The following is an 18,353-nucleotide window of genomic DNA, read 5'->3' as shown; positions in this document are numbered from 1 at the left end:
GGACCCCCCCCCCCCGTCCCGGCGGTGCGCACCGCCGCACCGCCACCCCGGTACCCCGGCCGGCCCTGAACATCGTGGTCCGCGCCGCCCCGCTCGGACCGGCCCATCGGCTCGGTCTCGACGCCGTCGCCACCCGTTCCGGTCTCCATCCGGATCTCGTACGCCGGTTCGTCACCCTCGGCCTCGTCGACGCCACCCGGGACGCCACCGGACGACTGTGGTTCGAGCCGTCCGCTCCCGCCACCCTCGCCCGCATCCAACGACTACGGGCCGCGCTCCCCCTCAACTACGCCTCCCTGGGTCTGGTGCTCGATCTGCTCGACCGGATCAGTGAGTTGGAGGACGCTCTGAGGCGCAGTAACGCCGGCTCCAGGAGTGATGAATCGTGGATATGAACCGGCTCACCCAGAAGTCCCAGGAGGCGCTCCAGGAAGCGCAGACCATCGCCGGCCGGCTTCACCAGACCGAGGTCGACGGCGAGCATCTGCTCCTCGCCCTGCTCGACCAGCCAGACGGCCTGATACCGCGGCTGATCGACCAGTCGGGCGCCGACACCCGGGCCCTGCGCACCGCGCTGAACGAGGAGTTGGCCCGCAGGCCGAAGGTGACGGGCCCCGGTGCCACGCCCGGGCAGGTGTACGTCACCCAACGGCTGGCGAAGGTACTGGACTTGGCCGAGCAGGAGGCCAAGCGGCTCAAGGACGAGTACGTGTCCGTCGAGCACCTGGTGCTGGCACTCGCCGACGAGGGGTCCCGCACGGCCTCCGGACGGCTGCTCAAGGAGTACGGCGTCACCAAGGACGGGTTCCTGTCCGCGCTCACCCGGATCCGCGGCAACCAGCGCGTCACCTCGGCGACGCCCGAAGCGGCGTACGAGGCACTGGAGAAGTACGGCCGTGATCTGGTCGCCGAGGCGCGCAGCGGCAGAATGGACCCGGTGATCGGCCGGGACGCGGAGATCCGCCGGGTCATCCAGATCCTGAGCCGCAAGACGAAGAACAACCCCGTCCTCATCGGTGACCCGGGTGTCGGCAAGACCGCCATCGTGGAGGGGCTCGCCCAGCGCATCGTGCGGGGCGACGTACCCGACGGGCTGCGCGACCGGACGATCTTCTCGCTCGACATGAGTTCGCTGGTGGCGGGCGCCAAGTACCGCGGCGAGTTCGAGGAACGGCTGCAGGCCGTACTGAGCGAGGTCAAGGCGGGCGGGGGGCGCATCCTGCTCTTCATCGACGAACTGCACACGGTCGTCGGCGCGGGCGGCGGTGCCGAGGGCGCGATGGACGCCGGGAACATGCTCAAGCCCATGCTCGCGCGCGGCGAGTTGCACATGATCGGCGCCACCACCCTCGACGAGTACCGCAAGTACGTCGAGTCCGACGCGGCCCTCGAACGCCGCTTCCAGCAGGTGCAGGTGGACGAGCCGAGCGTCGAGGACACCATCTCCATCCTGCGCGGACTGCGCGAGCGCCTGGAGGTCTTCCACGGTGTGAAGATCCAGGACACCGCGCTGGTCGCGGCGGCGACCCTCAGCCACCGCTACATCTCCGACCGGTTCCTGCCGGACAAGGCCATCGACCTGGTCGACGAGGCGTGCGCGCGGCTGCGTACCGAGATCGACTCCATGCCCGCCGAACTGGACGAGATCACCCGCCGAGTGACCCGTCTGGAGATCGAGGACGCGGCGCTCGCCAAGGAGACCGACGCCGCCAGCCAGAAGCGACTCGACGAGCTGCGCCGCGAACTGGCCGACCTGCGCGCCGAGGCCGACGCCATGCACGCCCAGTGGGAGGCCGAACGCCAGGCCATCCGCCGGGTGCAGGAGCTGCGCCAGGAACTGGAACAGGTCCGGCAGGAGGCCGAGGAGGCCGAACGCAGCTACGACCTCAACCGGGCCGCCGAACTCCGGTACGGCAGGCTCACCGAACTCGAACGCCGCCTCGCGGCGGAGGAGGAGGCGCTGGCCGTCAAGCAGGGCGAGAACCGGCTGCTGCGCGAGGTCGTCACCGAGGACGAGATCGCGGAGATCGTCGCCGCCTGGACCGGCATCCCCGTCACCCGCCTCCAGGAGGGCGAGCGCGAGAAGCTGCTGCGCCTCGACGAGATCCTCACCGAGCGGGTGATCGGCCAGGACGAGGCGGTCAAACTGGTCACCGACGCGATCATCCGGGCCCGCTCCGGGATCCGGGACCCGCGCCGGCCGATCGGCTCGTTCATCTTCCTCGGCCCCACCGGTGTCGGGAAGACCGAGCTGGCCAAGGCGCTCGCCGCGGCGCTCTTCGACTCCGAGGAGAGCATCGTCCGCCTGGACATGAGCGAGTACCAGGAACGGCACACCGTCAGCAGGCTGGTGGGAGCGCCTCCCGGATACGTCGGCTACGAGGAGGGCGGCCAGCTCACCGAGGCGGTGCGCCGTAAGCCGTACTCCGTGGTCCTGTTCGACGAGATCGAGAAGGCCCACCCCGACGTCTTCAACATCCTGCTGCAGGTGCTCGACGACGGCCGCATCACCGACTCCCAGGGCCGCACCGTCGACTTCCGCAACACCGTGATCATCATGACCTCCAACATCGGCTCGGCCCACCTGCTGGACGGGGTGACCGCCGACGGCGAGATCAAGCCCGACGCACGGACGCTGGTGATGAGCGATCTGCGGAGCCACTTCCGGCCCGAGTTCCTCAACCGCGTCGACGACATTGTGCTGTTCAAGCCGCTCGGCATGGCCCAGATCGAGCGGATCGTGGAGCTGCAGTTCGACGACCTGCGCCGACGGCTGGCCGAACGGCAGATCACCGTCGAGCTCACCGACGCCGCCCGCGAACTCATCGCCGAACAGGGCTTCGACCCCGTGTACGGAGCCCGGCCGCTGCGCCGGTACATCTCGCACGAGGTCGAGACGATGGTCGGCCGGGCGCTGATCCGCGGTGACGTGCAGGACGGCGCGACGATCCGCGTCGACGCCCAGAACGGCGAACTCGTCGTCACCTACGGCGGACAGGCCGCACCGGATGTGCGGAAAGCCGCGTGAGTGCGGTGACCACGAGTACGGGCACGAGCAAGACGGTCGTCTGCGACCACTGCGGTCGCAAGAACCGGGTGCCGGCGGCGGCCCAGGGCACGCCGCGCTGCGGGAACTGCGCGTCCCCGCTCGCGTGGATCGCCGACGCCGGCGACGCGGACTTCGCGGTGGTCGCCGAACAGGCGAAGCCGTACGTCGTCGTCGACCTGTGGGCCACCTGGTGCGGGCCCTGCCGGATGGTCAGCCCCGCTCTGGAGCACGTCGCCCACGAACTCGCCGGGCGGGTCAAGCTGGTCAAGGTCGACATCGACCAGAATCCGCGGCTCGCCCAGCGGTTCCAGGTGCAGGCCGTGCCGACGCTGCTGCTGCTCGACAAGGGAGAGGTGATCGCGCGCAAGACGGGAGCGGCGCCCGCGCCGGCGCTGAAGCAATGGGTGGAGGAGACCCTGGCCGCCCCTCGTTGAACCGGGCCGCGCGAGCGCGGGCATTGCCCCGGCAGGGTGAACCCCACACTCGTCGCCCGCTGTCCGGCGCCCCGTGGGCCGGGCGCCCCCGCTACTAGTCGGAGAAGACCCGGGCCTCCGCGTCCGAGGTGATCTCGGCCGGCGTGGGCGGGGCGTTCAGCAGGGCGGTGATGCGTTCGGCGGCGGGGTCGCCCGTGCGGGGCCCGGCGGCACGGGCCGCGTCGACGTCGTACGAGGTCTGCCGCAGCTCGACGTCCGGGCCGAGCAGGGCCCAGAAGGCGGTGCCCGGCGGCCCCTCGTGGAAGGGGAGCCCGACGCTGCCCGGGTTGACGCTGCGCCGTCCGGCGACGGTGCGGTCGAACTGGAGGTGCGTGTGCCCGGTGACGATCACCGCCTCCTCGACGTCCGCGGCCAGTTCCGCGAAACGCTCGGCAGGCGTGGCGGGTGTGACCAACTCCGTGTCGCCGCGAGGCGATCCGTGGCAGAACCGCACGGGTCCCAGCCCGACGACGTCCACGACGACGCTGAAGGGGATCCCGGCGACGAACGCGACACTCGCGTCCGAGTGCTGCCGTGGCACCCACGCCTCACGTTCGGTGCTCGGCCGACGGACCCCGCGGTGAATGTCCACGACGGCGCGCTCCCCGTTGCCCCGGACGAACAGGGCCCGCGGCAGCCCGGCCATCAGCTCCACCGTACGGTCGGGTTCGGCACCCCAGGTCAGGTCTCCGCACGAGACCACCAGATCGACGTCGGCCCCCTCGATCTCCGCCAGGACCGCGGTCAGCGCCGGCACGTTCGCGTGGACGTCGGAAACGACCGCGACCCGTCGAACGGGACCATGGCGGCGCGCCGGCCCCTCCCAGGCGCCGGGGCCGTGCAACGTCGTGTCCATGATTGACGGTAACAACCGGGCCCGGTGCGGGACCGGACGTTCCACCGAAAACGTCGCCGCCTAGGACCTGTCAACGCCAGTCGGGAGCACCCGAGGCGGGCGACAGCAGGGATTCGATCTTCATCCGCATCTCCCGCATGACGGCGACGATACGGGCCTCGTGCTCCTCGGTGAGCCGGGCCACCGGAACCGAGCAACTGATCGCGTCGACGGCCGGCGTGTCGTAGCGCAGGGCGAAGCCGAAGCCCGCGATGCCGGGCACCGTCTCCTCGCGGTCGATGGAGTAGCCGCGCTCCCGCACCTCCGCGAGATCCGCGAGCAGGGAGGCCGACTCGGTGTGCGTGTTCTCCGTGAGAGCGGGCAACGGCTGTGCCGGGAGCGACAGTTCGCTGTCCGGACGCTCGGCGAGCAGGGCCTTGCCGAGGGCGCCGGCGTGGGCCGGGACCCGGCGGCCGACCCGACTGAGGGTGCGCGCGTACTCGTGGGACTCGCGGGTCGCGAGATAGACGACGTCGGCGCCGTCGAGGCGCGCCAGGTGAATGGTCTCCCCGAGCGCGTCCGAGGCTTCGTCGAGGTAGGGACGGACCACCCGTACGTGCCGGTCGCTGTCCAGATAGCTGGTGCCCGTGAGCAGGGCACGGATCCCGATGCCGTACAGCGAACCGGTGGTGTCGGTGCGCACCCAGCCGTGCTCGACGAGGGTCTGCAGCAACTGGTACATGCTGCTGCGCGGCACCCCCAGGTGCGCGGCGAGTTCGTCCAGCCGGGCCGGCCGGTCGCCCCGCCCGGCGAGCAGTTCCAGCAGCGCGACCGTGCGGGCCGCCGACTTCACTTCTCGGACACCACTGCTCTCCGGCATGGGGCCCATCGTAAATCCGCCTTGCCGCACCCATTGACCCCGCGCGTTCACGAACCTAGCCTCCATCTTCATACATAGACGTCATCTGCATATGAGGACAGAGTTTATGACACGGTTCAGTGCGGCGGCCGAGGACGCGACCAAGCGACTGCGGGACGGCATGGTGGGCGGGGTACTGTCCTTCCCGCTCACCAGCTTCCGGGAGGACGGCGGTCTGGATCTGGCGGCGTACCGGGCTTATCTGACCGCCCAGTTGGTTAGCGCGCCGGGCGCGGTGTTCCCCGCCTGCGGTACCGGAGAGTTCTTCTCGCTGGACGAGGACGAGTACCGCGCGGTCGTCGGGGCCACGGTCGAGATCGCCGACGGACGGCTGCCGGTGGTCGCGGGCATCGGCTACGGCTGGGCGCAGGCGCTGCGTTTCGCCCGGATCGCGGAGGAGGCGGGCGCGGACGCCGCGCTGGTACTCCCCCACTACCTGGTGGCGGCCCCGCAGGACGGGCTGGTGGAACAACTGCGGCGGATCGCCTCCGGCACCTCTCTGCCGCTGATCGCCTACCAGCGCGGCCAGGTCGCCTTCACCGCCGACAGCCTGCGCCGGATCGCGGAGATCCCCACGGTCATCGGCCTCAAGGACGGACACAGCGACCTCGACCGCCTCCAGCGCCTCACGCTCGCGGCGCCCGACGGCTTCCTCTTCTTCAACGGCGCCTCCACCGCCGAGATCCAGGCCCGCGCCTACGCCACCGTGGGCGTCCCCGCCTACTCCTCGGCGGTCCACGCCTTCGCGCCCGAGATCGCGAACGCCTTCTTCGCCGCCCTGCGGGACGGCGACGACGCGAGGGTGACCGAACTCTTGCGCGACTTCTACGTCCCGCTCGTCGAGCTGCGTGACCGGGTCCCCGGCTATGCGGTGTCACTGGTCAAGGCCGCCGCCCGGCTGCGCGGTCTGCCGGTCGGCCCGGTCCGGGCGCCGCTCACGGATCCGGGCCCGGACGACCTCGGAGCGCTGGCGAAGGTGCTCGACGACGGTCTGAAGGTGGTCGGAGCCGTACGGCGATCCGACTGACAGATGACGTCATCTGTCATCCGTCATCCGTCACCTGTCATCTGTCACCTGTCATTCGCAATCCGTCATCGGCTCTCTGCCATCTGTCACCCGTCATCCGGTCCAACCAGTTCAAAGGGGAACTGAGACGTGCCGCTCCTCGTAGTCGGGATCAGCGTGCTGGTCCTGCTGCTGCTCATGACCAAACTCAAACTGAACGGCTTCGCCGCCCTGCTGCTGGTGGCGGTCGGCGTCGGCCTGGTCCGTGGGATTCCGTTGGAGAAGATCCCGGACGTCCTCTCGGAAGGCATCGGCGGCCAGATCGGCGACACGATGCTCACCATCGGGCTGGGCGCCATGGTCGGCCGTGTCATGGGGGATTCGGGCGCCGCCCAGCGCATCGCCGGCAAGCTCCTCGACGCCTTCGGCCCGCGCGGCGTCCAGGTCGCCATGGTGGTGACGTCGATGCTCATCGGCGTGACGATGTTCTACGAGGTCGCGTTCATCATCATCGTGCCCATCGCGTTCACGCTGGTAAGGGTGACCGGCGCGAAGCTGCTGTGGGTCGGTCTGCCGATGTCGATCGCCCTGTCGACCATGCACAGCTTCCTGCCGCCCCACCCCGGTCCTACCGCGGTGGCCGCGACCTTCCACGCGTCCGTCGGTCTGACGTTGTTCTACGGCCTGTTCATCGCCGTCCCGGTCGGCGCGCTCATCGCCCTGGTGTGGCCGCGGCTGCCGTTCATCAGGGCGATGAATCCCTCGATCCCCCAGGGCCTGGTCAGCGAGCGGGTCTTCGAGGACGAGGAGATGCCCGGGCTCGGCTGGTCCCTGGGCGTGGCCCTGTTCCCCGTGGTGCTGATCGCCGGTGCCGCCGTGACCGACATGGCCACGTCCGGTTCGAGCCCGTTCCTGCACTTCGTCGCCTTCATCGGATCCGCGCCGATCGCACTGCTGCTGACCCTGCTGCTGGCGGTCTGGGCGTTCGGCCCGCGCATCGGCCGGAGCCTCGCGGAGGTCAGCGCCTCGTGCAACTCCGCCGCCCAGGCGATGGCCATGATCCTGCTGGTGATCGGTGCCGGCGGCGCCTTCAAGAACGTCCTCGTCGAGGGCGGGATATCCGACTACATCAAGGACCAGACGCAGGGCTGGTCCATCTCGCCGATCGTCCTCGCGTGGCTCATCGCGGTCATCCTCCGGGTGGCACTGGGCTCGGCGACGGTCGCCGTCGTCACGGCCTCCGGCGTGGTGCTGCCGCTCCTGGCGGGCAGCGGGGTACACCCCGAGATGATGGTGCTCGCCGTCTGCTGCGGTTCGATCGCCTTCTCCCACGTCAACGACCCCGGATTCTGGCTGTTCAAGGAGTACTTCGACCTATCGGTCGTCGAGGCGATCAAGGTCCGCACCACGTACACCACCGTGCTGGCCGTCCTCGGTCTGGGCGGTGTCCTGGCGGTCGAGTGGGCCCTCGACGTCCTCAGCCTCTGACCGCAGCCCCCATCACCCCCGTACCCAAGGACTTTGAGAAGCATGAGCAAGAGTCAGCCGACCGTCACCGCCTTCTCCGTCTATCCGGTCGCCGGCCGGGACTGCATGGAGCTGAACCTCTCCGGCGCGCACGGCCCCTACTTCACCCGCAATGTCGTCGTCCTGACGGACTCCGAGGGACGTACGGGTCTCGGTGAGGTCCCCGGCGGGGAGAAGATCACGCGGACGCTGCGGGATGCCGAGTCCCTGGTCGTCGGAGCGAAGGTCGGTGACTACAAGCGCGTCCTGCGCGAGATCGGTGACCGCTTCGCCGATCGCGACGCCGGTGGGCGCGGCGCCCAGACCTTCGATCTGCGGACCACCGTCCACGCCGTCACCGCGGTCGAGTCGGCGCTGCTCGACCTGCTGGGACAGCACCTCGACGTACCTGTCGCGGCGCTCCTGGGCGACGGACAGCAGCGCGACTCCGTACGGGTCCTCGGCTATCTGTTCTATGTCGGTGACCCCGGCCGCACGGAACTGGAGTACGTCCGCGAGCCCGACGCGGCCGAGGACTGGTACCGGATCCGGCACGAGGAGGCCCTGTCGCCGGAGGCGATCGTCCGGCAGGCCGAGGCGACCCACCACCTTTACGGATTCCGGGACTTCAAGCTCAAGGGCGGTGTCCTCGCGGGCGCGGAGGAGGTCAAGGCCGTACGGGCCCTCAAGGACCGGTTCCCCGAGGCGCGGATCACCCTCGACCCGAACGGCGCGTGGTCGCTGCGCGAGGCGGTCGAGCTGTGTACGCCCCTGGTGGGCACGCTCGCGTACGCCGAGGACCCCTGCGGAGCCGAGGGCGGCTACTCCGGTCGGGAGATCCTGGCCGAGTTCCGCCGCGCGACGGGCCTGCCGACCGCGACCAACATGATCGCCACCGACTGGCGGCAGCTGACCCACGCGCTGGCCCTGCAGTCGGTGTCCATCCCGCTGGCCGATCCGCACTTCTGGACCATGCAGGGCTCGGTGCGTGTGGCGCAGCTGTGCAACGCGATGGGGCTGACCTGGGGTTGCCACTCGAACAACCACTTCGACATCTCGCTGGCGATGGTGACGCACTGCGGGGCCGCGGCTCCGGGCGCGTACAACGCCCTGGACACACACTGGATCTGGCAGGAGGGTCTGGAGCGCCTCACCGTCGAACCGCCGCGCATCGTCGACGGGGAGATCGCCGTGCCGGACGCGCCCGGTCTCGGTGTCCGGCTCGACAGGGAACGGCTGCTCGCGGCCCACGAGCTCTACCAGGAGAAGGCGTTGGGGGCGCGTGACGACGCCGTCGGGATGCGCTACCTGGTCCCCGGCTGGGAGTTCGACAGCAAGCGTCCGTGTCTGGTGCGTTGAGTCACCCTCATTTCCGTCATGCGGGAACGACTGTTGCCCATTCACCCTTCCGGGTGAGGACTTCGGCCTGACAGACTCCGGAGGGTGCGCGACTTCGACATGCTTGTCATCGGATCCGGCCCGGGTGGTCAGAAGGCCGCCATCGCCGCGGCCAAGCTCGGCCGCCGGGTCGCCGTCCTCGACCGCCCCGACATGGTCGGCGGGGTCTCCATCCATACCGGGACCATTCCCTCCAAGACCTTGCGCGAGGCGGTCCTCTATCTCACCGGCCTCACCCAGCGTGATATGTACGGCCAGAGTTACCGTCTCAAGGAGGACATCACCGTCGCCGACCTGACCGCGCGCACCCAGCACGTGGTCAGCCGCGAGGTCGACGTCATCCGCAGCCAGCTGTCCCGCAACCACGTCTCCCTCTTCGCCGGCACCGGCCGCTTCGTGGACGACCACACGGTCGCCCTGGTCGAAGCGAACGGCAACGAAAAGCTCCTGACCGCCGAGCACATCGTGATCGCCACCGGCACCCGGCCGGCACGTCCCGCGAGCGTCGCGTTCGACGGACGCACGATCATGGACTCGGACAACGTTCTCAACCTGGAGCGGGTGCCGCGCTCCATGGTCATCGTCGGGGCCGGGGTGATCGGCATGGAGTACGCCTCCATGTTCGCGGCGCTCGGCAGCAAGATCACGGTGGTCGAGAAGCGGGCCGGGATGCTCGACTTCTGCGATGTCGAGGTGATCGAGTCGCTCAAGTACCACCTGCGGGACCTCGCCGTCACCTTCCGTTTCGGAGAGACGGTCGCCGCGGTCGAGCATCATCCCCGGGGCACTCTCACCGTCCTGGAGAGCGGCAAGAAGATCCCCGCGGACACCGTGATGTACTCCGCGGGCCGGCAGGGCCTCACCGACGAACTCGACCTGGACAAGGCCGGGTTGTCGGCCGACCCGCGCGGCCGCATCAAGGTCGACGAGAACTACCGCACCGAGGTGCCGCACATCTACGCGGTGGGCGACGTCATCGGTTTCCCGGCGCTGGCGGCGACCTCGATGGAGCAGGGCCGTACGGCGGCGTACCACGCCTTCGGCGAGCCGGTGCACCCGATGCACGACCTCCAGCCGATCGGCATCTACACCATCCCGGAGATCAGCTTCATCGGGCGCACCGAGGACCAGCTCACCGAGGAGTGCGTGCCGTTCGAGGTCGGCATCTCCCGCTACCGCGAACTGGCCCGGGGCCAGATCATCGGTGACTCGCACGGCATGCTCAAGCTCCTGGTCTCCCCGGACGACCGCAAGCTGCTCGGCGTGCACTGCTTCGGCACCGGGGCCACCGAGCTGATCCACATCGGGCAGTCCGTGATGGGCTGTGGCGGCACGGTCGACTACCTCGTCGACGCGGTGTTCAACTACCCCACGCTGGCCGAGTCCTACAAGGTCGCCGCCCTGGACGCCACCAACAAGATCCGCCAGATAGACCGCCTCAGGGACTGACCACCGCCAAGGCCCTGCGGGGCCCGTATCGAGGTCCGGCACGGGCGAGGCCCGGGGCGCCTTGTGAGGCACCCCGGGCTCGCTCACGCCGAGGTCATTCCTTCGCACCGATCGCCTCGACCGGCCGGATCCTCAGCAGCATCCGCGTCGGCAGCATCGTGCCCGCGGCCGCGAGGGCCGCCGTCGCGCCGGCGATCGCCAGATATCCGAGGCCGGGTACGGCCGGGATCGGGGTGCCGCTCACCGCCATCGACACGAGGACGAGTGGGAACGCGGAGAGCAGGGTCCCGATGCCCACCCCGGCCGCGATGACGATGACGCTCTCCCGCCGCATCATGCCGACGACCTGCCCGCGGGCCGTGCCGGACAGCCGCAGCAGAGCGAACTCGCGTCGGCGCGCGGCCGTGCTCATCGCCAGCGTGTTGACGACGGTGATCGCCGTGTAGGCGATGATCACGCCGACGACGAGGTAGTTGACCCAGGCGTTCGCCCGTTGTTCCGCGAGCTGGTCGTCGACGGCGAGGCCGTCCCGGAGCACCGTGCCGGGGTAGGCCACGGCCAGGTGCGACAGGGCCTGGGTCAGGTCCGGTGCCGAGGGGGCGGAGCGTACGAGGACGGACTCGTCGACCTTGCCGGTGGTGTGGGCGAGCAGCAGGTCGTGGTCCATGGTCACGTCGGTGAATCCGAAGCCGCGTTCGTAGACGGCGACGACCTTGGCCCGCAGCGGAGTGCCGTCGCCCAGGTGGAGCCGGGCGGTGTCCCCGACAGCGAGCCCCAGCCAGGAGGCCGTGGTGGTGCTGATCGCCACGGTGTCCCGCGACAGGGCCTTCATGTTCCCTTCCCGCGGCCGCAGATCGAGGGCGCTGCCGAGCGCCCGGGGATCCACGCCCTGCACGCTGAGCGAGACGGACTCCTGGGCGCCCAGCATCTTGCCCATGGCGACGACCTTGGACCTGACCAGTCCGGTGGCCGACGCCACCTGCTTCATGCCCCGCACCTTCTCGGCGAGTTCGGGTGGCACTCCGGACGGCGCGGTGAGGACGTGGTCGGCGACGAGCCCGGCCCGCAGCTGGTCGGCGGACTCCCTGAGCCCGGTGGTCTGCGCGAAGACGACGGTCGACGAGAAGGAGACGGCGAGCACGAGCGGGGTGATCGCGCCGGCCAGCCGGGCCACGTTGGCCCGGGTGTTGGCCGCCGCGAGGTAGCCGGTGACACCGGTCCGGTTCAGCAGCGGGGCGAGCAGGCCTACGGCGGTACGGGAGACCAGCGGACCCAGCACCGCGACGGCGACGACGAGGACGAGGACGAGGGAGTTGGCGAGCCCGACAAGGGTGAAGAAGTCGGCGTCCTGCGCCAGTCCGGTGACGAAGATCCCCGCGGACAGGACGAGCAGCACACCGCCGGTGATCCGGCGTCCGCGGCCGAGCCCCGGGGTCTCCACGGCGGCCTCGCCGAGGGCCTCGCTAGGCCGGATCCGGGTCGCGCGGTGCGCGGCGGACAGCACCGCGACCAGCGCGGTCAGAACGGTGACGAGCACCGCCGCGAGGAAGGGCAGAGGGCTGAGGGCGAGCCCGAAGTCCGGCGGCACGATGCCGTGTCCGGCGAACCGGTCGCGCAGCCAGTACACGAGGAGCAGACCCGCCGGGCAGCCGACCACTCCGGCGAGCAGGCCGGTGGAAGCGGCCTCGGCGGCGACCATGCGCCGGATCTGGCCGGGGGTGGTGCCGATCGCGCGCAGCAGGGCGATCTCCCGGCGGCGGTGCCGGATCGACAGGGACGTGGTGGCGTACAGGACGAAGACGGCGACGAGCAGGACGTTGCCGCCGATCGCGGCCGCCAGGAGGACGAGGTTGGAGCCGCTGACGGTGACGTCGAGGAACTCGGCCCGTCCGCGCCCCGCTCCGGTGTGCACGGCGAGGGTGTCGTCGTGGAGCGTGGACTTGATGGCGTCGGCGAGTCGCTGCGGTGATGTGCCGGGCGCGGCGAGGACGCCGAAGGCCTGGACGGAGGCTTCGGGAACCGACTGGCGCAGGGTCGCGTCGGCCAGGAACGCCACGGACCGGCGGGGGGCGTCGCCGTCCTTCAGGGCGACCAGTCCCGCGACCCGGAAGGCACGGGGCACCGAGGTGGACATCAGGCGGATCTCGTCGCCGGGGCGGACGCCCGCCTGTGCGGCGAGTTCGGTGTCCAGGACGATCTCGTTGGCGGTGCGGGGCGCGTGACCGGTGGTCAGCCGGAAGTCGCCGAGACCGAGGCTCGACCAGTTGTGCGCCGCCACCCCCGCGCCGTGGTGTCCCGGCACCGGCTGCCCGGCACCGGACACCAGCCGCACCGGGGCGCCCACGTCCGCGATCACCGACTTCGCTCCGTCCACGCCGGTGATCCGGTCGGCAAGCGAAGCCCGCAGCGCTACGCGTTCCGGCAGCGGCTGGGACTCCTTCACGGTCGATCCGTCGAGGTCCTTGAAGGTCAGTTCGACCTCCTGGCGGCCCGCGACGACGACGTCGGCCGCCGCGTACCGCTCGGGGGAGGATCCGGCCCGTATGCCCGACTCCAGCAGGATCCCGCAGGCGCTCAGGACCGCGGCGCCCAGGAGCAGGGCGACGAAGGTGCCGGCGAAACCGCCCTTGCGGGCCTTGAGCGTCAACAGGGCGAGGCTCAGCATCAGGCGGCCCTCCGCAGGCCGGCCATGACGTCCGCGACGCGGTCGGCGCTCGGCTCGGCCAGGGCGTCGACGAGGTGCCCCGCGCTGAGGAACAGGGCGTGGTCGGTGTGTGCGGCGGCCACCGGATCGTGGGTGACCATGACCACCGTCTGATGCAGATCGGTGACGGCCTGCCGCAGCAGCCCCAGGATGTCCCGGGCGGTCTCCGGGTCGAGCGCTCCGGTCGGTTCGTCGGCGAAGATCACCTCGGGCCGGGTGACCAGGGCGCGCGCGATCGCCACCCGCTGCTGCTGGCCACCGGACAGCTGGGCGGGGAAGCGCGCGAGCCGGTCGCCGAGGTCGACGGCCTTCATGATGTGGTCGAACCAGCCCGCGTCGACCTGTCGTCCGGCCAGCCTCAGGGGCAGCGTGATGTTCTGCTCGACGGTCAGCGAGGGCAGCAGGTTGAACGCCTGGAACACGAAGCCGATGCGGGTGCGCCGCAGCTCCGTGAGCCGTCGCTCCTTCAGCGTCGACAGGTCCTGTGCGCCCAGCCGGACCATGCCCGAGGTGGGCCGGTCGAGGCCCGCCGCGCAGTGCAGGAAGGTGCTCTTGCCGGATCCCGAGGGGCCCATCACGGCCGTGAACGTGCCGGATGCGATGCCCGCGCCGACCTTGTCGAGCGCAAGGACGGCCGAGGGACCGTCGCCGTAGCGCTTGGTCACGTCCGTCAGCTGCACCGCGTACCGGCCGTCGGCCGGCCCGTCCGGTTGTTGGCCCCAAGACCGCACTGTGACTCCTCGACTTCTCAAGTTCCGGGTTTTCAAGTTCCGATTTCTCGCACGGCGTTCCGTGCGTGGTGCTGCCAGTCCATCGGCGGCAACGGGGCGCGGCCTCGGCCGCACCGTCGAACCGTGGTCTCCGCCGGTCGGGCGAGACCCCCGATGCCCTCCGCCGTACGGAGGAGGGCGGGGTCTCCTCGCGCCGCCGCTCGCGTGGGGCGTCTCCTCCTTGCGGAGGATGCCGCTGCGGAGGAGACCGGTCGTGCGCTCTCACCCCCTGGGCAGATCAGGGCACCGGGTGAGCCGTCTAACGTGGGGCGCATGGACCTGATGGACTCGTTCGCCGGGCGCCGTGTGCCCCCGGCCGTCACCGACGCGGGTCTGGCCCTGCTGCTCATCGCCGGATGCGCGGCCACGCCGCTGGCGATCCCGCCCGGCGGGCCCGAACTGCGGTCGCCGGACGCCTGGTTCGTGGTGCTCATGCTGGTGTCCGCGCTGCCGCTGGCCGTCCACCGACGGTTTCCGCTGCCCGCGCTGCTGGTGATGTCGGCGGCGGCCGCCGCGCTCCAGGGCCTCCACTACATCCCGCAGCTCTCCGGGCCCGAGGGCACCTCCATCGGACCGACCTACCTGGGCGTGGCCACGGGCGTGTTCCTCACCGCCGTACGGTCCACTCCTCGTACGGCGACCCTGGTCGTGGCGGTGCTCATCCCGGCCGCGGCCGTCACCGAGTCGCTGCTCGCGCCGGCCGGGCACCGTGTCACGACCCTCCTGACCGAGTCGGTGCTGCTGGTCGCCGCGTGGGCGCTGGGCCGGCTCTCCAGGGCGCGCGCCGCCATCCAGAACCAGGCGCTGGAGCGGGCCGCGGCGATCGAACGCGAACAGGTCGCCACCGCACGCGCCGCCGTGATGGAGGAGCGGGCCCGGATCGCCCGCGAGTTGCACGACATCGTCGCCCACAACGTCAGTCTCATGGTCGTGCAGACCATCGCCGCCGACCGGGTCCAGGACCGCGACAGAGCCAAGGCCCACGAACTGCACGGCACCATCGAGGAGACGGGACGGGCCACGGTCACCGAGCTGCGCAGGCTCCTTGACCTGCTGCGGACCGACGAGGAGGCGGAGAGCGACCCGAACAAGGAACCGCCCCAGCCCACCATCGACGCCCTGCCGGCGCTCGTGGAGTCGGTGCGCGCCGCCGGTCTCCAGGTCGAGTTCGATACCAGGGGAACCCCCGCCGAGCTCCCGGCCGGTTCACAACTCGCCGTCTACCGCGTCGTACAGGAAGCCCTCACCAACACCCTCAAGCACGCCGGTCACACGCACACCGCGCTGACCGTCGCCTGGGAGCCGGAGCGGCACCGGCTCACCCTGCGGCTCTGCGACGACGGGCCGCGGCAGGGCGGTGAGACATCACGGCCGCCCACCCCGGTGAGGGGTTCCGGTCACGGTCTGGTCGGTATGCGGGAGCGGATCGGCGCCGTGGGCGGCTCCCTGCACACCGGCAACCGACCGGGCGGCGGTTACTGCGTCCACGCGGTCATCCCGCTCCCCTCCCCCGAACCCGACCCCCAGCACGAAGGGCACTCCCCGCATTCGATCCATCCGCGTCCTGCTCGTCGATGACCAGCCCATGATCCGGACGGGATTCCGGCTCATCCTCGAGGCCGAACCGGACATCGTCGTCGTCGGCGAGGCGTCGGACGGCGCGGCCGCCGTCGAGAGCGCCGAGGCCCTCACCCCGGACGTCGTCCTGATGGACATCCGGATGCCGCACATGGACGGTGTGGAGGCCACCCGCCGGATCGTGCAGGCGGGTTCGCCCAGCCGCATCGTCATCCTCACCACCTTCGACCTGGACGCGCACGTCGTGGACGCCCTGCGCGCCGGGGCCAGTGGTTTCCTGGTCAAGGACGGTCCCGCCGACTCCCTGGTGGGCGCCATCCGTACAGTGGCCGACGGTGAGGCCGTGCTCTCCCCGCGCGTCACCCACCGGCTGCTGGACCGCTTCGCCCACCTCGCCGCGCCCACGACGCCGACCGTGCCGACGAGGCTCGACGCCCTGACCGGGCGCGAACTCGACGTGCTGCGCGCACTCACCCGCGGTCTGTCCAACGCAGAGATCGCGCTCGAACTCGGCGTGGGCGAGACCACGGTCAAGACGCACGTCGCCCACATCCTGGAGAAGTACCAGCTGCGCGACCGCGTCCAGGCGGTGATCCTGGCGTACGACTGCGGCCTGGTCGTCCCGCGCGGAACGTCCTGACGGGGTCCACGTGGGGCGGGCGCCCGGCTGTCACACGGCACACCCGTGATCACCGATCGCGGGCACGGGGAGCGCCACGGTCAGCGTGTACTGTCCCGGTCCGCCGTCACGCGCAGGTACTCGATACCGGTGTCGAGCGCGGCCTTCAGATGGGTCGACTCGCCCGTGGACATCATCACCGACACACCTCCCTGGACTCCGGCCAGCAGTGCGGCGGCCGTCGTGTCGACGTCGAGGGTGGGCGACACCAGGCCACGCGCCCGGAGCGCGCGCATGCCCTGGGCGAGTTGCTCCTGCCACTGACGCATCAGCTCGGACACGATGGCCCGTGCGCCCGGCCGGGCCCGCCCGACCTGAAGGAACAGGGACCCCAACGGGCACTGATCGCCCTGGCGTTCATAGCGCTCCACGACCGCGTCCCGCCACTGGTACCAGGACTCCCAGGAGTCCAGACGTCCCAGATGCGGGTCCCGCTCGCCGATCGTGCTCGCGGTGCGGGACCGGTGTGTCGTCGACGTCCTGGTGCACGCGCATCCGCTCCACCGCACCGCGTCACCGGCCGCGGCGACGACCTCGATGGAGGGCCCGCCTAGGACCCGGACTCGCGACCCCGCGCCGGGTGTTCACCGGTATTCATCGCAGGGTGAGCGGGGTCTCGGCTGCGACACGGGTCAGTTTCTCCGGGTTGCGGACGTAGTAGAGGCCGCTGATGCGGGCGTCTTCGACACGGATCGCCATGATGCCGTCGACCTCGCCGTCCAGGCGTAGGACGAGTGCCGGGCTGCCATTGACCACGGCGGGGTCAATGGTGAGCGTGCCTTCGGTCTTGCCGGTCCCGCCGACGATGAAGCGGACCACCTTCTCGGCGCCGCTGATCGGCCGCAGCGCGGCCTGCTTGACGCCGCCGCCGTCGCTCACCAGGACGACCTCGGGGGCGAGCACGTCCAGGAGGCCCTGCAGGTCCCTGGATTCGAGCGCCCGCTGGAACGACTCCAGAGCCGCCCGGATCCTGCCCGGGGAGACCACCTCGCGGGGACGGCGGGCATCGACGTGCCGGCGTGCGCGATGCGCGATCTGGCGGACGGCCGCGGGGGTCTTGTCGACGGCGGCCGCGATCTCGTCGTAGCCGACGTCGAAGGCCTCGCGCAGCACGAAGACCGCGCGCTCGGTCGGCGACAGTGTCTCGAGGACGAGCATCATCGCCATCGACACACTCTCGGCGAGTTCGACGTCCTCGGCCACGTCCGGCGCGGTGAGCAGCGGTTCCGGCAGCCAGGGGCCGACATACACCTCCTTGCGGCGACTCATTGTGCGCAGCCGGTTGAGCGACTGCCGGGTCGTGATCCGGACCAGGTAGGCGCGCGGGTCGCGTACCTGCCCCAAGTCGACCTTGACCCAACGCAGCCAGGTTTCCTGGAGGACGTCTTCGGCGTCGGCGGCCGATCCGAGCATCTCGTACGCCACGGTGAAGAGCAGGTTGCGGTGGGCGACGAAAGTCTCGGTCGCCGTGTCGGTGACGTCGTCGCTCATGTCTCGCCCCCTCTCCTTCGCGGCCGACTCCGGTCGCCGAAGTCCTTCAAGCGTGCATCCACAGCGAGATCCTTCTCATGAGTAATTGTCCATACCCCTGGATCGGTTGAGTTGTGATCAGGCGGCTTGGGGCAGGTGACGTTCGGCGGGCGCCGCCGCACGACACGCGGTCCAGATCCGTTGACGCTCGACCGGGCCGGCCACGAGTGGCTCGCCAGGGCCTGTCCGGTGGATCAAGTCGAAGGGAAGCGACGGTGCCTCATCAGCACAGGCGAGCGGGGCTTGGTCCGTGCAGCTGCAAGGCGGAGGAGGGCGACGACGCGATGGGGGTCCCCCTGCTCGAAGAGCTTGGGGGAGAGCGTGCCAAGCCCCGCGTCTCCGACATGATCCGCCGGACAGGCCCTAGGTCCTGTCGTCACATTCCCGTCGTCCGCCCGGAGGGCGGGCCCTGCGGCGTCATGGGGGTCCCCCTGCTCGAGCGGAGTCGAGAGCTTGG

14 protein-coding genes and 1 pseudogene are annotated in these 18,353 nt (G+C 70.5%); 9 read left to right on the top strand and 6 right to left on the bottom strand.

The features are described 5' to 3' along the window. Positions 1–65 precede the first annotated feature (65 nt). From ACFVWD_RS40500 to trxA, 3 genes are read left to right on the top strand one after another with little or no spacing between them, the layout of a single operon-like run. Positions 66–395: a chaperone modulator CbpM gene (locus ACFVWD_RS40500; protein WP_381997076.1), complete on the top strand. Its 330-nt coding sequence runs from the start codon at positions 66–68 to the stop codon at positions 393–395. Then, a complete protein-coding gene (gene clpB, locus ACFVWD_RS40495; protein ID WP_389602968.1) occupies positions 386–3,028 on the top strand; it encodes an ATP-dependent chaperone ClpB in 2,643 nt (880 codons plus the stop codon). The genes ACFVWD_RS40500 and clpB overlap by 10 nt, the downstream gene beginning before the upstream one ends. Next, positions 3,025–3,483, top strand: coding sequence for a thioredoxin (trxA, locus tag ACFVWD_RS40490; protein ID WP_389602967.1), 459 nt, complete (start codon positions 3,025–3,027; stop codon positions 3,481–3,483). The genes clpB and trxA overlap by 4 nt, the downstream gene beginning before the upstream one ends. Positions 3,484–3,577: 94 nt before the next feature. Here trxA and ACFVWD_RS40485 read toward each other — a convergent pair whose 3' ends face one another. Together ACFVWD_RS40485 and ACFVWD_RS40480 are read right to left on the bottom strand one after the other, a co-directional pair. After that, positions 3,578–4,378, bottom strand: a complete 801-nt coding sequence (locus tag ACFVWD_RS40485) for a metallophosphoesterase family protein (RefSeq protein WP_389602966.1) — start codon at positions 4,376–4,378, stop codon at positions 3,578–3,580. Positions 4,379–4,448: 70 nt separating this feature from the next. Beyond that, positions 4,449–5,237, bottom strand: coding sequence for an IclR family transcriptional regulator (locus ACFVWD_RS40480; RefSeq protein ID WP_389602965.1), 789 nt, complete (start codon positions 5,235–5,237; stop codon positions 4,449–4,451). 106 nt (positions 5,238–5,343) lie between these two features. On the opposite strand from ACFVWD_RS40480, the gene ACFVWD_RS40475 reads away from it, so the two are divergent. From ACFVWD_RS40475 to sthA, 4 genes are all read left to right on the top strand, one after another. Next, positions 5,344–6,303, top strand: a complete 960-nt coding sequence (locus tag ACFVWD_RS40475) for a 5-dehydro-4-deoxyglucarate dehydratase (RefSeq protein WP_389602964.1) — start codon at positions 5,344–5,346, stop codon at positions 6,301–6,303. Between the two features lie 129 nt (positions 6,304–6,432). Beyond that, on the top strand, positions 6,433–7,770 hold the full coding sequence (locus tag ACFVWD_RS40470) for a gluconate:H+ symporter (RefSeq protein WP_389602963.1): 1,338 nt from the start codon (positions 6,433–6,435) through the stop codon (positions 7,768–7,770). A 42-nt stretch (positions 7,771–7,812) separates the two neighbouring features. Beyond that, a complete protein-coding gene (locus ACFVWD_RS40465; RefSeq protein WP_389602962.1) occupies positions 7,813–9,147 on the top strand; it encodes an enolase C-terminal domain-like protein in 1,335 nt (444 codons plus the stop codon). Positions 9,148–9,231: 84 nt separating this feature from the next. Further along, complete coding sequence (sthA, locus tag ACFVWD_RS40460) at positions 9,232–10,635, top strand: Si-specific NAD(P)(+) transhydrogenase (RefSeq protein ID WP_099924762.1); 1,404 nt, start codon at positions 9,232–9,234, stop codon at positions 10,633–10,635. A gap of 94 nt (positions 10,636–10,729) precedes the next feature. Here the strand turns inward: sthA and ACFVWD_RS40455 are convergent, their stop codons facing one another. After that, complete coding sequence (locus tag ACFVWD_RS40455; protein WP_389602961.1) at positions 10,730–13,300, bottom strand: ABC transporter permease; 2,571 nt, start codon at positions 13,298–13,300, stop codon at positions 10,730–10,732. Further along, the gene (locus ACFVWD_RS40450; protein WP_389602960.1) at positions 13,300–14,070 is read right to left on the bottom strand and encodes an ABC transporter ATP-binding protein; all 771 of its coding nucleotides are present in this window, start codon (positions 14,068–14,070) and stop codon (positions 13,300–13,302) included. The genes ACFVWD_RS40455 and ACFVWD_RS40450 overlap by 1 nt, the downstream gene beginning before the upstream one ends. Positions 14,071–14,382: 312 nt before the next feature. On the opposite strand from ACFVWD_RS40450, the gene ACFVWD_RS40445 reads away from it, so the two are divergent. Both ACFVWD_RS40445 and ACFVWD_RS40440 read left to right on the top strand, forming a co-directional pair. After that, positions 14,383–15,687 (top strand): sensor histidine kinase, encoded by a 1,305-nt coding sequence (locus ACFVWD_RS40445; RefSeq protein WP_389602959.1) that lies wholly within the window; start codon positions 14,383–14,385, stop codon positions 15,685–15,687. A 7-nt stretch (positions 15,688–15,694) separates the two neighbouring features. After that, positions 15,695–16,327 carry a response regulator gene (locus tag ACFVWD_RS40440; protein WP_389602958.1) on the top strand — a complete coding sequence of 211 codons (633 nt, stop codon included), beginning with the start codon at positions 15,695–15,697 and terminating at the stop codon, positions 16,325–16,327. Positions 16,328–16,407: 80 nt separating this feature from the next. Here ACFVWD_RS40440 and ACFVWD_RS40435 read toward each other — a convergent pair. Together ACFVWD_RS40435 and ACFVWD_RS40430 are read right to left on the bottom strand one after the other, a co-directional pair. Then, positions 16,408–16,803, bottom strand: a pseudogene (locus ACFVWD_RS40435) (TetR family transcriptional regulator C-terminal domain-containing protein); the annotation flags it as partial. Between the two features lie 157 nt (positions 16,804–16,960). Continuing rightward, on the bottom strand, positions 16,961–17,857 hold the full coding sequence (locus tag ACFVWD_RS40430) for an RNA polymerase sigma-70 factor (RefSeq protein WP_389602957.1): 897 nt from the start codon (positions 17,855–17,857) through the stop codon (positions 16,961–16,963). Positions 17,858–18,353 lie beyond the last annotated feature (496 nt).

The sequence above is a fragment of the Streptomyces sp. NPDC058086 genome (assembly GCF_042885015.1).
Classification (GTDB): domain Bacteria; phylum Actinomycetota; class Actinomycetes; order Streptomycetales; family Streptomycetaceae; genus Streptomyces.
This window is presented reverse-complemented; position numbering and strand designations above follow the sequence as displayed.

Excerpts from the sequence above, each read along its gene's own strand:
- ACFVWD_RS40485 (WP_389602966.1), bottom strand. The coding sequence starts at position 4,378 with ATGGACACGACGTTGCACGGCCCCGGCGCCTGGGAGGGGCCGGCGCGC.
- ACFVWD_RS40480 (WP_389602965.1), bottom strand. The coding sequence starts at position 5,237 with ATGCCGGAGAGCAGTGGTGTCCGAGAAGTGAAGTCGGCGGCCCGCACG.
- ACFVWD_RS40465 (WP_389602962.1), top strand. The coding sequence starts at position 7,813 with ATGAGCAAGAGTCAGCCGACCGTCACCGCCTTCTCCGTCTATCCGGTC.
- ACFVWD_RS40455 (WP_389602961.1), bottom strand. The coding sequence starts at position 13,300 with ATGCTGAGCCTCGCCCTGTTGACGCTCAAGGCCCGCAAGGGCGGTTTC.
- ACFVWD_RS40430 (WP_389602957.1), bottom strand. The coding sequence starts at position 17,857 with ATGAGCGACGACGTCACCGACACGGCGACCGAGACTTTCGTCGCCCAC.
- ACFVWD_RS40440 (WP_389602958.1), top strand. The coding sequence starts at position 15,695 with ATGATCCGGACGGGATTCCGGCTCATCCTCGAGGCCGAACCGGACATC.
- ACFVWD_RS40475 (WP_389602964.1), top strand. The coding sequence starts at position 5,344 with ATGACACGGTTCAGTGCGGCGGCCGAGGACGCGACCAAGCGACTGCGG.
- ACFVWD_RS40445 (WP_389602959.1), top strand. The coding sequence starts at position 14,383 with ATGGACCTGATGGACTCGTTCGCCGGGCGCCGTGTGCCCCCGGCCGTC.